Annotated in this window: 16 protein-coding genes; 10 read left to right on the top strand and 6 right to left on the bottom strand. The window is 39.8% G+C overall.

What is annotated here, in order from left to right:
* The first annotated feature begins 71 nt into the window (after positions 1-71).
* Together DRW42_RS26320 and DRW42_RS26315 are read left to right on the top strand one after the other, a co-directional pair.
* Complete coding sequence (locus DRW42_RS26320; RefSeq protein ID WP_113951843.1) at positions 72-452, top strand: LytR/AlgR family response regulator transcription factor; 381 nt, start codon at positions 72-74, stop codon at positions 450-452.
* Between the two features lie 14 nt (positions 453-466).
* Positions 467-934: a hypothetical protein gene (locus DRW42_RS26315; protein ID WP_113951842.1), complete on the top strand. Its 468-nt coding sequence runs from the start codon at positions 467-469 to the stop codon at positions 932-934.
* Between the two features lie 4 nt (positions 935-938).
* On the opposite strand, the gene DRW42_RS26310 is transcribed toward DRW42_RS26315, so the two are convergent.
* Together DRW42_RS26310 and DRW42_RS26305 are read right to left on the bottom strand one after the other, a co-directional pair.
* Positions 939-2,084, bottom strand: coding sequence for a sensor histidine kinase (locus DRW42_RS26310; protein WP_113951841.1), 1,146 nt, complete (start codon positions 2,082-2,084; stop codon positions 939-941).
* 236 nt (positions 2,085-2,320) lie between these two features.
* A complete protein-coding gene (locus tag DRW42_RS26305) occupies positions 2,321-3,046 on the bottom strand; it encodes a LytR/AlgR family response regulator transcription factor (protein WP_113951840.1) in 726 nt (241 codons plus the stop codon).
* A 627-nt stretch (positions 3,047-3,673) separates the two neighbouring features.
* On the opposite strand from DRW42_RS26305, the gene DRW42_RS26300 reads away from it, so the two are divergent.
* Both DRW42_RS26300 and DRW42_RS26295 read left to right on the top strand, forming a co-directional pair.
* Positions 3,674-4,138: an anthrone oxygenase family protein gene (locus DRW42_RS26300; RefSeq protein WP_208643652.1), complete on the top strand. Its 465-nt coding sequence runs from the start codon at positions 3,674-3,676 to the stop codon at positions 4,136-4,138.
* A 483-nt stretch (positions 4,139-4,621) separates the two neighbouring features.
* Positions 4,622-5,602 (top strand): helix-turn-helix transcriptional regulator, encoded by a 981-nt coding sequence (locus DRW42_RS26295; protein WP_113951838.1) that lies wholly within the window; start codon positions 4,622-4,624, stop codon positions 5,600-5,602.
* Here DRW42_RS26295 and DRW42_RS26290 read toward each other — a convergent pair.
* The 4 genes from DRW42_RS26290 to DRW42_RS26275 are packed head-to-tail and all read right to left on the bottom strand — an operon-like array spanning position 5,583 to position 8,728.
* Complete coding sequence (locus DRW42_RS26290) at positions 5,583-5,933, bottom strand: transcriptional repressor (protein WP_113951837.1); 351 nt, start codon at positions 5,931-5,933, stop codon at positions 5,583-5,585. The genes DRW42_RS26295 and DRW42_RS26290 overlap by 20 nt on opposite strands.
* Positions 5,934-5,946: 13 nt before the next feature.
* Positions 5,947-6,843, bottom strand: coding sequence for a heme ABC transporter ATP-binding protein (locus tag DRW42_RS26285; protein ID WP_482811917.1), 897 nt, complete (start codon positions 6,841-6,843; stop codon positions 5,947-5,949).
* The gene (locus DRW42_RS26280) at positions 6,843-7,886 is read right to left on the bottom strand and encodes a FecCD family ABC transporter permease (protein ID WP_113951835.1); all 1,044 of its coding nucleotides are present in this window, start codon (positions 7,884-7,886) and stop codon (positions 6,843-6,845) included. The genes DRW42_RS26285 and DRW42_RS26280 overlap by 1 nt, the downstream gene beginning before the upstream one ends.
* The gene (locus DRW42_RS26275) at positions 7,886-8,728 is read right to left on the bottom strand and encodes a heme/hemin ABC transporter substrate-binding protein (RefSeq protein ID WP_113951834.1); all 843 of its coding nucleotides are present in this window, start codon (positions 8,726-8,728) and stop codon (positions 7,886-7,888) included. Before DRW42_RS26275 ends, DRW42_RS26280 begins: the two co-directional genes overlap by 1 nt.
* A 325-nt stretch (positions 8,729-9,053) precedes the next feature.
* On the opposite strand from DRW42_RS26275, the gene DRW42_RS26270 reads away from it, so the two are divergent.
* The 6 genes from DRW42_RS26270 (at position 9,054) to DRW42_RS26245 (ending at position 14,633) form a co-directional block, all read left to right on the top strand.
* The gene (locus DRW42_RS26270) at positions 9,054-9,782 is read left to right on the top strand and encodes an HmuY family protein (RefSeq protein WP_113951833.1); all 729 of its coding nucleotides are present in this window, start codon (positions 9,054-9,056) and stop codon (positions 9,780-9,782) included.
* 17 nt (positions 9,783-9,799) lie between these two features.
* Entirely contained in the window at positions 9,800-10,546 is a 747-nt protein-coding gene (locus DRW42_RS26265; RefSeq protein ID WP_147243814.1) for an HmuY family protein, read from the top strand.
* Positions 10,547-10,575: 29 nt separating this feature from the next.
* Positions 10,576-11,541 (top strand): hypothetical protein, encoded by a 966-nt coding sequence (locus DRW42_RS26260; protein ID WP_113951831.1) that lies wholly within the window; start codon positions 10,576-10,578, stop codon positions 11,539-11,541.
* A 77-nt stretch (positions 11,542-11,618) separates the two neighbouring features.
* Positions 11,619-12,212, top strand: a complete 594-nt coding sequence (locus tag DRW42_RS26255; protein WP_147243813.1) for a hypothetical protein — start codon at positions 11,619-11,621, stop codon at positions 12,210-12,212.
* A gap of 161 nt (positions 12,213-12,373) precedes the next feature.
* Positions 12,374-13,351 (top strand): DUF5018 domain-containing protein, encoded by a 978-nt coding sequence (locus DRW42_RS26250; RefSeq protein ID WP_113951829.1) that lies wholly within the window; start codon positions 12,374-12,376, stop codon positions 13,349-13,351.
* A 52-nt stretch (positions 13,352-13,403) separates the two neighbouring features.
* Positions 13,404-14,633 (top strand): S41 family peptidase, encoded by a 1,230-nt coding sequence (locus DRW42_RS26245; RefSeq protein WP_158544411.1) that lies wholly within the window; start codon positions 13,404-13,406, stop codon positions 14,631-14,633.
* Position 14,634: the final 1 nt, after the last annotated feature.

Here is a 14,634-nt window from a genome sequence, read left to right as displayed (position 1 = left end):
TTTTTTCCTTTAGCTATTGGATATACCATAGATTTTAGCAAGATTTGTATAGTCTACTTTAATCTACAAATATGTATTACAACTGTTCGATAGTTGATGATGAGCAACATGCCATTGATGCACTGAACGATTATATCAGTGAAATCGATTTCCTAAAAGTTTCCAGCACGTTCAATAATCCCCTCGATGCATTAAATATAATTGGAAATGGCGATAAAATAGATTTTCTGTTTTTAGATATCGATATGGACGGAATGGAAGGAACAGAGCTATCTAAAAAACTGAAGGATAAAGCAAGATTTGTAATTTATGCATCTTCCAATTTAGAACACGATGTGAGGACGATTGATCCGAGTTTTGAATGTTACCTCGGGAAACCAATTTCAATGAAACGTTTTGCCAGTACCATCCAAACATTAGTGAAGCTTAACAACCTACCGATAAACAACTGATATCCCAATAACTTATGATCGAGCTTACTTACCATTTTCAACACGATTTTTTTGAGGATCAATCCTTTCAGTTAATCCAGGCCAGTATGGAAGATCCATGGCTGGTGTTATCAGGTATTGAGGTATTGGGCATTATAGATGAAGTTGACGAAAAATGGTTACAGATTGTAGGTGAAGGTATTCCTGATGTAGCAATTGAGGAAATTGGCGTCATGATTAAAAGCCAGCAGTTTTCCTGGTTGCCGGCTCTGATTATGAAGCAATGGCCTGATTATGTGATGGAGGTAATTGTTAAAAGTAAAAACCGTTACGAAATCATCTGCCATGCAAATGCCTGCATTAAAAGATTTAGGGAAAGGTTTACACCGGGTATTCATGCACTGGCCAAAAGAGAGGAAGAAATTGTATTTAAAGTTTCGTCCTTTAATACCTCAAGCTTTTACGAAGTAACAAAATCGCCTGCTATCGACCGTTTTGTATAACCGGTTATTTAATTAAATGTGCCATTTCATGTAACTGATCAGGAAATGCTGCCGCTAAACCTTTTTCATCAATCGCAATGCTTAGCGTATAAAAGCCTTCTTCGTCAAGGCTGGCTTTCATTTCGGCATATTTTCCATAACTGTATTCAAGTCTCGTTCTGATATTATCCAACCCTGAACCAAATCCTACCTGGTTTCTAACCACTGCCGGTAAATTTCTGCTTTCTATCCTCAGCAGTTCACCATCCATAAAAACATCAATGGTGGCTTTGTTGTCACGATCAAAAACGTTACCATGTTTAAATATATTCTCCAGGATGGTGAGTAATACCAACGGAATAAGTTTAATGCCCAGTACATCGGGAGAAAAAGCCAGCTCGATATAAACCCTGCCCTGCGTTAGCTGGTATAGCTTGATCAGGTTTTGGCATTGGGTGATTTCTTCGTTTAGTTTTATATAACCCTCGTGATGTTCGGTGGTGGCGGCAAAACGCATCATATCCGACAAGTAAACCATTACCTCTGCATCTTCCGGCGAATGCTGTCTGATTTTTTGATGGATAAACTCAAAAGTATTAAATAGTAAATGCGGATTAATCTGCGCCTTTAAAAAAGCATTTTTAGAAATCACCAGTTCTTTATCCATCCGCTCTTTATCCAGGAGCATTTGGAAACGCTGCTTTTCTATACGTTCTTTTTCTGCTTTTTCACTTAAATAACGTTTTAAAAAGAAATAACCCGTTGAGAAAAGCATAAAAAAGGAGGAACGCCATGCAAGGTTGATAATCCGCTTTAAAAATGGCAATTGTACTCCGGTCAATAAATTTGTGTAATGCGCAAGAAAATTGTCAAACTGGTACACAAAAGACATATAAATAGCAATCTCTAGTGTAATGAATAGAGGCACTTTCCAGTATGCATTACGATAAGGTTGTGTACTTATTCTTAAAAGGTTTGCATGGATATAGAAGAATGCAATGTTGATCACGTAGTGAACAGCATAATTCCCAAATTTTCCAAAAACACCAAAAAACAGACCAACGAGCACCGTTTCCCAAAAAATAAAGCATGTCCACGATATAATATGGATCTTATATTCTGATGCCCAATTTTTGATCAGGTTACTTTTCCAATTTAAACGATCTGTCATGATAATCTTACCATATATATAATACCTAAAGTTACAGGGCCACTTTACAGTTAGTTTTCAGAAAAACAAAAATTATGAAAACTATCAAATTAAACAAAAGGACCTTGTTCGTATTTAAAAATAATAACTTTAAAAATACAAAACTACACTTTTCTAACACTTCTGATCCTACCACTACTACATTTACCCTAGGAACTACAGGATTTGCGCCTAATTAATGTTTTGATCAGCAGCCGCTATTTCTTGCGGCTGCTGATTATCAGTTTATCTGTAATAAAATCACGGAAATCGTTATTGTAAATATCACCAACCGTAAAACTGGTTTGGTTAGAGAGTGTAATCCTTGTTCCATCTATATGTTGTATATGTTCTATTGCAATAATATATGCCCGGTGTAATTGAATAAAACCTTTTTTAATGCTTAACTGCTCTTTTACATCCTTTAAACTCAGGTAAGCGATAATTATCTTTTCCTTTGTGTGGATTTTAATGTAATTATGAAAGCTCTCAAAAGCAATAATATCGGCATAACGTACCAGTACAGCTTTGTGATCTTCTGATTTATTCTTGACTAAGAAAAACGTCTCTTCATCGCCACTTTCCAATTCTTCGCCAAAAAGCCTGTTTAAAGTCAGGGCAAACTTTGCATAACCATAAGGTTTTAACAAATAAGCATCCGCATCAGCCTCAAAGGCTTCAAATGCATATTCCTGATGGGAAGTGGTAAAAATGAGTTTCCTAGTTTTGGAACGAACGGCTTTTGCCAACTCCAAACCAGAAATCTGTGGCATTTCCACATCCATAAAAATCACATCAACGGATTCAAGCTTCTTCAGTTCCATTAAAGCGGTTAGCGGATCATTATAACTCGCAACCAACCTCATATTTGGTGTATCCTCAATGTATTTTTCCAGTCCAACTATCGAACTCTGCTGATCATCTATGGCTATACATTTTATCATCTCCTAATCTTCTTTTGCGTGCATAACGAAATTACACCTTTTCGTAACGAAATTAGCACGGTTTGTACGCAATTGTTTCAATTTTTGAAATTCTTCGGTTAAAATAGTGTAAAAATGTGTATTATGAAACATACAGGAGTAATTATATTATGTAATAGATGCCGTTCTGTGGCAAATTCCATAATCCTGGGTAATGATTTTTATAGCGATTTTTTGATTGGAAATCCTTCCAAAGCTATCAATTGCGGTATTTTAATACCGTAACGACTGTTTTAGGCCGATATTGATATTCGTCCCATCAGGGAAATACCGCTTTCCATCACGCAAATAAACCGATCTATGTAACCTAATTCTTAAATCTGCCGGGAAGTCCGATATTCGTTTAAGCTTAAAGTAAAGGACAAGATTGAAAATGTCCGGAAGCCATAAATTAAGTATACATAAATACGCTCATATCTACATCTACCTATCAAATCTATATTTAAATTAAATCTCTTTCCTATCTAAAATGACGCTCTCATTTTAGATTTGGATATTTCCCTGATTTCCTTTCAAAATTTCTTAAATTAGTTATTTATAAAAACCATCAGATAACAATTTATGACGCTTAAGAATCTTATACTCTTATTGAGTACAGTATCTACTGCACTTATTGGTGGTTTGTTTTATGCCTATTCTTGTTCGGTAATACCAGGCCTTACCCGGCTTTCGGATATTTCTTTTCTTCAGGGCATGCAATCCATCAACAGGGCTATTTTAAATCCTTTATTTTTTGCCTCTTTTATGGGAACACTAATTTTGTTGCCCATCAGTGTCTGGTTTTTTAAAGATCAGTCTACTGTTTTTTATTTACTGCTTGCAGCTGCGCTATTGTATTTTGGAGGTGTTTTTTTGGTAACCGTTATTGGCAACGTGCCGCTTAATGATTTATTGGATGGTACCGATTTAACTAAATTAAGTGCTGAGGAATTAACGGCATTGCGCAACAAATTCGAGCCCAGCTGGAGCTTATTTCAAAGGATCAGGACAATTGCCTCATTTATCTGTATTGTATTAACCGCTTGTGCCGCAATATTGAGCAGGAATGCTTAGTAGTGGGATGAATCCCGCATGCGTGGCTAAAAACAACATATCTCCGATTTCTGTGTGATCAGCGGGAAGAAAATAAAAGATCCTTCGACTACGCTCAGGATTGACAGATAGAGAAAACAGGAGTAGAGTAGTTAGATTCGAGTGGTCGGTGTAAATCCGTGCTTCCGTGGCTAAAAGCTCCAAATCTGCGATTTCTGCGTGATCAGTGGGAGGAAAATAAAAGATCCTTCGACTATGCTCAGGATGACAGATAGAGAAAACAGGAGTAGAGTAGTTAGATTCGAGTATTCTGTGTTAATCTGTGCATCCGTGGCTAAACCAATCCTAATCTGCGATTTCGGTGTGATCAGCGGGATAGAAATAAAAGATCCTTCGACTACGCTCTGGTTGATAGATAATGTAAATGAATCATCTTATTTAGAATTAATATAAATAATATCGTATATTTGTTCTATCCCATGATTAATATTAACTAACCGGAAAATGATTGTAAAGGCAAGAATAGAGCATCAGAAAGATTTTCTGTTCATGGAAGAAATTCCAGATACGTACGTTCCCGATCACCGATTATCCGAAAAATCAATTACCATAAAAGATGCCCCGGTGGGTATCAAAAATTACCAGCTCTCAACAAATGGTCTGTTTTTGGTGCATTCGGAAATGAAGTTTGATGGTCCGGCCCGCATCCTCACCGAGGTAGAAGGTGAGGCCATTACCAGCCAGTTTATTTTTAGCAATAAAAACAGCTCAAGTCCCAACGGCAAACAATCGGCAAAATACGGGCGTAGCCGGCATAATATCCGTTATATCCCTTCGGCAAAAGAAGCTTACGATGTTAAACCCGACGTAGAATTCGTTTATTTTCTGATCGTTTTATCCAAAGATTATTACCTGCGTTTGGTTGATCTGTATTCGCCACTGCACGAGCAGTTTGTACAGGAAATGGAAAAGGGAATTTCGACATCTTTTGCGGAACACGATCTTTTTATGACGCCCGAAATGCGCAGATCTATTGAAGCGATTATCTCATGCAGACAGGATGGCGAATTAAAACGTCTTTTTACCGATGCCAGGATTACCGAACTGATTATGTACCAGTTGGAACAATTTAGTCAGCACATACAGGGTGGGCGGGAATCGCTCCTTGACCGTGATATCCCCAAACTGGAAGAAGCCCGCGAGATTTTAGAACGCGATTATATTGATCCGCCAACACACAAACAGCTTTCTAAAATGATCCTGCTCAATGAGTTTAAATTGCGTACAGGATTTAAAAAATATTTTGGCAGTACCATTTACGATTTCGTAACCCGGTTACGGATGGAAGAAGCCAAACGGTTGATTTTGGAAGAAGGTAAAAACATGTACGAAGTGGGTGTTAATGTCGGTTTTAAACACCAGGCCAGTTTTACCAATGCCTTTAAAAAATATTACGGCATATTGCCTAGTGATGTGCGGCTCTGATCTTGTAAAGGGTTAACCGCGATCCTGCAATTTGCGCTTCAACTACGCCGGCGGCTTCCATCAGTTTAAGGTTGCTGTACACACAACCAATACTAATGGGCATTTTATCTTCTTTAAGCATCAGCCAAAGTGATTCGGGATGGGTAAAATCGCTTACTTCCAGTAGTTTAAAAGCGATCCATAGCCTTTTTTCCGAAAACAACAGGCGTTTTAGCCTGCAATAATCGTTTATGGTTTTTAAAATGGTTTCTTTAAAGGCATCTGTACAGGCCGATTGAGGTAGTTGACTAATACTTTGCGCGGTATTGAATAGTTTTTGAATGTTTTCCATAGGTAGCGGAGATTTAAATCTTTACAGATTGGAGGTTAATTAATTCATCGGTTTCGGTAGTTTTTAACTTATAAACAGGCTGGTGGAGCACTTGCAGATTGGAATTGAATTTTGCCGCATCCAGTTTAATTTCTTTAGGTACAATAACCGTTTTCAAGCTGCTTTGGTCGGTATAGGCCTGTGCATGGATGCCAAACGCTGTGTATATATGTTGTGGTGTAAGTACCTGTACCGGGGTACCGTCCCACCATTTCCGCCCATCTTTTAAAATAATGATACGGCTGGCATATTGTGCGGCAAGGTTAACCTCGTGCAGCACTACAACAATCATATAACCTTTTTTTGCCATCGCAGCAGCTATAGCCAGGGTTTGGTGCTGAAACTGAAGATCCATGTTATTGGTTGGTTCGTCCAGGAGCAATACAGCATCTTTATTATCCCACAACTGAGCCAAAACCCTAGCCAGGTGCACCCGTTGTTGTTCGCCACCCGAAAGGCTTAACATCGACCGGTCGGCAAGATCGGTTAAACCGCATAGTTCCATGGTTTCGAGTAGTGCTGTTTGGTCGTTTTTTGCTGATGAGCCACTTTTAAAACCATATCTGCCCATCATTACCACTTCTCTTACGGTAAAAGCCATCGAAATGGGATTGTGCTGTTGCAGGTAAGCCCTCCTAGTGGCCAGAATTTTCCGGTTATAAGCTGCGAGGTCATCCCCATACAACATAATACGTCCGGTATCAGGTTTTCGTTCGCCCGAGAGCAAACGCATCAGGGTTGATTTACCTGCACCGTTCGAGCCTAAAAGCGCAACCATTTCTCCCGGCCTGATACTAAATGAGATATCTTTTAACAGCGGCCTGTTATTTAATTTATAGCTGATGGATTCTACTCTAAGCATAACCGGTATTAATTAACTAATTTCTTTTTGTCTTTAATGAGGATATATAAAAATATGGGTGTACCCATTAAAGCGGTAACCACACCAATAGGCAGTTCTATGGGTTGAACAATCAATCTCGAAACCATATCGGCCAGGGTAAGCACCAAAGCCCCCATCAATGCCGAAACCGGAAGCACAAAACGGTGATCTACACCACCCAGCAAACGGGTGAGGTGGGGGATAAGCAATCCGATAAAACCGATAATGCCCGAAACAGCAACAGATGCCCCAACGGCCATAGTAGCCAGTACCACCACCAGTATTTTAATTCGGTTAGGGTTTAGGCCGATCAGCTCTACCTGACTTTCGCCGATGGCAAATAGATTTAATCCCCTGGATAGAAAAGGAAGTCCGATTACGGGGATTAACACAAAAGGGAACAAACAGCTTACATTTTGCCAGGTAGCACCACCCAAACTGCCCATCATCCAAAAGGTAATGCTGCGGAGTTTCTGTTCATCTGCCAGATAGGTTACCAATCCGGTTAAAGCTCCTGCCATGGCATTAATGGCAATACCTGCAAGTAGCATGGTAGAAACATTGGCCTGTCCGTTTACTTTCGAAAGGTTATACACCAGCATGGCGGTAAAACCTGCGCCGGCAAAAGCACCAAAAGCCAATAAATAATAACCCATTACCTGGCTTAAACTCGAAAATAATAAAGTTTCGAAAGCAATAATCAACACCGCCATTAAAGATGCTCCGGCCGATATCCCTACTAAACTGGGTTCGGCTAAAGGGTTCCTGAATATACCCTGTATCGCAGCACCCGATATGCCCAATGCGGCACCAACCAGTACGCCCATTAAGGTACGCGGTAGCCTGATCATCATGATTACGCCTTCATTTATGCCATGATCTGTACCGCCAAAAACAGTAAAACCCACGGTATGGGTTAGGGTATCAATTACTTCTTTTAAAGGGATGCGCATCGCACCCAGTGCAAGGGAAAAGCAGATGGAAACCAGTAATCCTGTACTCAGGCAGGTATAAATAACCGTTCTTTTCATTATAAAATTCGGTTATTAAGTGTTTTAATGGCTTCGGGTAAACGGTTGCTGAAGTTGATGAGCAATGGTCCGTTCATTTCTACTATCCTCTTGTTTTTTCCTGCATTGGTATAGGCTACACCAGGAAGATCTAAAAAGGCTTCCCTGCCACCTAAACTGCTTAACCCAAAATCGAACATCAGGATGATATCCGGATTACTTTTAATCAATGCTTCGGTAGTGTAGGGCTTAAAATCGCTGAATTCTTGTATCGCATTTTTACCACCGGCCAGTTTGATTATCGCATCAATACTGCTGCCTTTTCCGGCCACGTTCATGGTGCCCACACCCCGGGCATAAATAAACAATATTTTCGGAGTCTTATTTCCCTTTTTTAACTGGTTTAAAGTGCTATTAACGCTGTTCTCTGTTTTTTGTGCAAGCTGTTCGCCACGGTTTTTATCACCAATGGCTGCGGCAATCTGCCTGATAAATTTCATAGCGCCCTCAACCGAAAACTCCTGACGGATGCTCACCACTCTAATGCCCAGCGATTTAAACTGGTAAAGGTTTTCTTTGGAGAAATCGCCTTCGGGTACTAAAATAAGATCGGGACGGAAAGCCGTAATACTTTCTACAGAGAATGACCTGTTGCGGCTCACTTTTGGCAATCTGTTAATTTCTTCGGGCGATACACTGGTTACATCGGTAGCTAAAATACACTTGCCATAACCTAATGCGTTAACCGTTTCGCTAATGGCACTGCTTAGGGTAATAATTCGTTTCGCCTGTGCGGCCGCTTGCTGCAGGATAAGGGAAAAAGAAAGGGTAACTAGTATAATGTAATATTTTTTTATGCTCATGTAGGCTTTGTTATCGAGACAAAAAAAGTGTTTAATTAATCTAAATACAAGTGTTTAAGCCTCATTAGGATTTTAGCCTAAATGTATTTTTTGGAGAAAGTATTATTGTGTTTTTTGATTATATATCTGATAATCAATTTATTGATTTGATTTTTATCCGCTTTAATCTGTCGATTTGTGCAAAATAGAGGCTGAAAAAATACGCTTTGAACAAAAGAAAATACGGATTGCACAAATTAAAATACGGATTGCACAAACCATTTATGGTGCTTAATATGGATGTTTGCAGTGTTCTTATTTAGAATGATTAAAAATAATATCCGTAATGAAGTACACAAAATATACTTGCCGGTTCACTAAAAAGACGATCACTGCTGCTCTGTTGCTTTTAACGGTCGCTTTTGGTTCGTGCAAGAAAGATGAACCGGATCCGAATGAAGTTTTACAGGATGGTAAAAGTGTGGTGATTACCGATCTGGCCGGCGATACACAGGCCGCCATGGGCAGTGGAACTCCTGGTAAAGAAGTACGTCCGTTTTATACTTTTCTTTTCCGTTTCAGGGATCAGAAACAGATCTGGATCCGCAATGCAGCCGATTCGGCACAATGGCTGAAAACAAAAGACTGGGATTTAGCTTTCACCGGACCTTACAACAGCGAGGTTTATGTCAACGATAAAGATTATCAGTACAACCCCGGTTTTGGTGGAATGGCAAAAAGCGCGGTGCTGTTATTGGAACAAAGTTACGATACAGTTAACCAGGCACCATCCGATCAGACTTTTAATGCCAGCGAAGTAACCAAAATAGGCTGGGCATCGTCGGCCGCTTCAAACGGATGGTTTTTTTACAGTCTCAATACCCACATTATGCAGGCTATCCCTAACCGCACCTACGCCATCAGGTTGCCAGATGGTAAATATGCCAAATTACAGTTAATCAATGCGTATAAAGGTAATCCACCGAGTGTTACCGATTTAAACTGGCCTGCACCTTACTACACTTTTAAATATTATGTACAGCAGGATGGAAGCAAAAACTTACAAACCAAATAAAGGAGATGGATAAATCAATGACTATAAACAAAAACCTGCTTAAATGGACCTCAGCCTGTTTGGTATTGGGCTTGCTTTTTATCAGTTGCAAAAAAGACGAAATCATTTCGCCTGAACCTGAAAAAGAAATACCTGTCAAAACAGAAGGCGGCACACCATATTATAAACTACAACGGATCGAAAATTTAGTTGTAGAAACTGATGATGCCAACCCAACTGTGCCACCAACAGCCGTGCTGTTCAGTTTAGAAACCAAGGCCATTGTTCCATTATTATATGCCAAAACCAACCGCTGGGATATCTGCTTTAATGGTCTTTACAATAGTTTTTTAAGTAGCAATAATGGGCAATCGGGTACTAGTCTGGGTGCTGGGAGCACAGGTACAGGTGCGATTACCATCATACAAAAACCATTTGATCAGGTTACCGACATACCGGCAGACGGCACATTGAGCATCACGAAAACCATTGGTACCGATGATGAAGGTGATTTTGGTGAAGGAATAGGCTGGTACCTGTACGATTTTGGCGGAACAAAAAGAGGGGATGGCAGTTACGATAAACAGCATGTGGCCTACGCCCTGCCCGAAAAACGTACCATTGTTATCCGCACAGCTAAAGGCGATTATGCCAAGATCAAAATGATCAGCTGTTATAAAGATGCCTTTACAGCAGATAAATGGTTCAGGACCACCCCGCACATGTATTTCACCTTTGAATATGTAATTGTGCCGAAAGGAAGTACAAAATTCGAGATTAAATAAACCACAAATAAATCAACACCATCATTAAAATGAAGAATAAATTAACGCAACTCCTTTGTATTATATTAACAGTTGCCACGCTTGCCGCCTGCAAAAAAACAATTGGATTGGATCCGCTTCCTGCAAATAAAATCACCGAATTTAAGGTTGCTGTATCGGATGGAAATATTTTTGGAGCCATTGACGAAACCGATAAAACCATTACGCTCTATCTGCCATATTATTACGAACTGGACGTAATAGAGCCTGTAATCAAACTTTCGGCAGGGGCTAAACTCAAAGAAGCCATTACCCCGGTAGAAGTTTTGGATACCAAAAAGACCTATACCGTTATAGCTGCCGATCAAAGTATCTCAACCTATACACTGATTATTAAATTAAATCAGGAATCGCCATTGGTATTAACAGAACTGTCAACGGCTACCAATACTGCAAATATTGCCATAGGTGGTGCAGATATTGCGCTTCAGGGTAATTTTAATGTTTCGGATATCAAAAAGATCAAGGCATATCTGGTAGATGCCAACAATAAGGAATACGAATTTTTACCCTCTCCATCATTTGGTGCTCCAGCCGTAACTGTTTCTATGATAGGCAGTACTAAAACTTATACCTACGGGCGGTTGATGGCTCCGCAGACATTAGAGCCGGGCGCTTACAAAATCCGGGTTAAGGTACAGGCTTTAACGGCAGAAATGAAGAATCCTGTAAATGTAGTTTTTGGCAGATCAGGGATAAACTATGGTCCCGTAACCGCTAAACAGGGCGAAACCTTTAAAATTGTAACCACCACAACTGTATTTAACGATTTTAAAGAGTTTTACATCATGGTAAACGGGCAGAAAACGCTTTTACCAATTGTATCCTACAGCAGAACCGAGGCGGTAATCCGGATTCCTGAAACTGTGCCGCCAGGCTTATATACACCAACAGCAGCATTTGGTACCTGGCCATTGCTCACACTAAACTGGGCCGTTACCGTAACTGCTAAATAACAACCTATACCATTGAAAAACGATTCGGGAGATTATTCCCATTTATATAAAAAATCATAAATCTTAAAAAAATGAAAATGAAATTTTTAAAACTTACGTTTGCAATTGCAACTTTAGCCATATTAGGAACCGCCTGTAAAAAAGATGCTGCTCAACCAGACAATAAACTTGCTTTACAAAATACCCAGGCAGTTATACCGGTAGGCGGTACGCAGGCAGGCGTAGTAACCAATTCGTCTACTTCTCCAACATCCTGGACAGCAGTTGGCTACGATCTGTTAAATAATTCACCATCAAGCACTACTAATCAGGTAAACTTCGACAATAACTTTGATGGAAACATCACTGTGGTTGGAACCTACCAATTGGGTTACTATGATTCGGCAACCATCACCGATGTAGCGAACATTACCTTAACAGATGTTGCAAGTGTTACATTAGGTGGTATCAGTACTTTAGGAATCAACAATTCTGTTCCGGCTGTAACTGGCTGGTACGACTACGACAGAACTTTCCGCACCATTACACCTGTTGCTAAAAGATATGCACTTGTAGGTAATAACACTTCTGTTTCTAGCTCTACACAACTTTATGCAGTTCAGCTTGATGGGGTAACCACTTCTGGTACTTACAATACCACTGTTAATTTCCACATCAAAAGATTGAAATAAACAAACCTTCGGTTAAAAAAAAGAGCGGTACCACTAATACCGCTCTATAAATCATAAATACCCAAATTAAGGGGATAATCCCCGAATCGTTTTAAAAATATCAGCCTTTGGTAAGACCATATTTGCGGGCTTTAAAAATGCAAACCTAACAATAATAGATCATGAATACAATATATAAACGCTTCTCTGCCAGTTCATATTATCTTTTGCTTTTATGCTTATTAAGCATATTCAGTTCCTGTAAAAAGGAATACGAAGATTTTCCTTATACCGACATTGTAAGCTTTACAATAAAAGACGCAGCCGGAAATCCGTTGAAAGCGGTAATAAACGAAAAGAACCTCATTATATACTGGCCATCCAACCAGGCCGTACCAGATCATATTGTGCCAGATATTGTATTATCCGAAAGGGCAACGGTTAGTCCGGCTTCAGGACAAAGCGTAGCTTTTAATGAAACAACCAAATTTGTGGTAACTGCGCAGAATGGTGCCACTAAAGAATATCTGATTAAAAAGGTAATCAATCAGCCGTTACTTAAGGTAAATGTTACCGGCGGGGTTTTAGTTTACAATACAAAAAATTACGCGTTAAGGGGGAATAACATTGCTATCGGTGGCGATAATATCATTGCTGATAAGAATCAGACAAAGGTTTACCTGATCAATACAGCCGATAATGCTGAAAAAGAGCTTGCCATCGGAACAATTACCCCAATTGCCATAAATGTAACTTTGGGCAGTACTACACCAGATGGTATTTATAAATTAAAGGTTGTTTCCGGACAACGAACTGTTATTATAGAACGCACTTTTGGCATATCTTCTGGTTTCCCGCGTGTAAGCCTGGAAGAAATAGCTGCTTTAAAGAAAACCTTTAAACTCGGGGAAGAATTTACATTAAATGGCACAAACAGGATTGAACAACTCACTAAGTTTACCATCCGGAATCTGGATAATCAACAGCTTTACGAACTTCCGATTAAAGAGGCGAAAACAGGTCAGTTAACTTTAAAAGTACCCGAAAACTTGCCTACCGGTCAGTACGACCTTTATATCTACTATTTCCCTGGTGGAGAGTATTATGCGGCAGGTTCAGCTTTTGGCTATTTTGATGAGCCGGTTACGATCACGAATTAATGAAGTGAAGCACAACTTAAAAATATATACCACGCTCTTAACGCTGATTCTAATGGGAACCTCTGCCTGTAAAAAGGCACAGGTTTCTGTTGATGATGCGGACGAGATTGTTTCGCCTACAACGGGTACGCGTAGCCAGTTTACATTAGATTCTATTTTTTTGTATGCCAAACAGGTATACTTATGGAATGATGTTTTGCCAGGCTATGCCGAATTTAACCCAAGGCAAAAATACGGTGGGATCAGTTCTGATATTACGGCTTTTAAGAAGGAGCTGTTCGATATTTCGCAGCTTAAAATAAATACAATTACAGGTAGCCCATACGAATTGCCTGTGTATTTCGAAAATCCGAAATATTCTAACCTGCAGTTGGGGAGGAGCACTCCGGGAAGTACCGCTGCCGTGGTAAATCCGAACACAGCTGTGCTTGCCAGTAAAATAATTTCCAGTGGAAATACACCTGTTGCTTATATCGCATTGGGTTCATTCCCTTCATTAAGCAGCAGTAAGGCAGTACTGGATCAGGCTTTTGATGATCTGGCAACTGCTAATCCAAAAGTTATTGTAATCGACCTGCGCAGCAACGGTGGCGGTTATCTCGAAACTGCAGAATATGTAGCCAATTTAATTGTTCCTGCAAGCCTGAACGGTAAAGTGATGTACAGCGAGGTATTTAATCCTGCCATGCAGAATGGCACTGCAAAAATACTAAAGCATCAGCCTTATTTAGATGCCAATGGAAAAACGGCTGTTTACAATGGGCGTAACGCCACCATGGCCGATGTAGATTATACCATAGCGGGCAATACCTATAAATTCAATAAAAAAGGAAGTTTACAAACCATTCAATCAGTTTACTTCATCGTTTCGGGCAATACCGCTTCGGCCAGCGAAATGCTGATCAGCAGCTTGAAACCTTTTTTTGATATTAAACTCATCGGAGAGAAAACCTATGGCAAGCCTGTAGGCTTTTTCGGCATTAATATCGATCAGTACAGTATCTACCTGAGCAGTTTCCTCATTAAAAATGCCAGTGGCTGGTCGGATTATTTTACGGGCATGCAGCCTGATGTTCCTGTAAAAGGCGCAGATAATCCTGTTTTGGGTGATCCGGCTGAAAGTTGCTTAAGCGCAGCTTTGGAATTGATCAACGGAACAAAAAAACTGGCTGTAAGCAAACTGGCTTCAACAGATAAAATTACAACCAATAGAACTGATTTTTTACAGCCAACCCTTGTAGAGGGCATCATGTTCGAAAACAGATTAAGATTAAGAAAATAAT

Source organism: Pedobacter miscanthi (assembly GCF_003315595.1).
Lineage (GTDB): Bacteria > Bacteroidota > Bacteroidia > Sphingobacteriales > Sphingobacteriaceae > Pedobacter > Pedobacter miscanthi.
The sequence above is the reverse complement of the archived record's forward strand: the minus strand, read 5'-3'. Positions and strand labels throughout refer to the sequence as shown.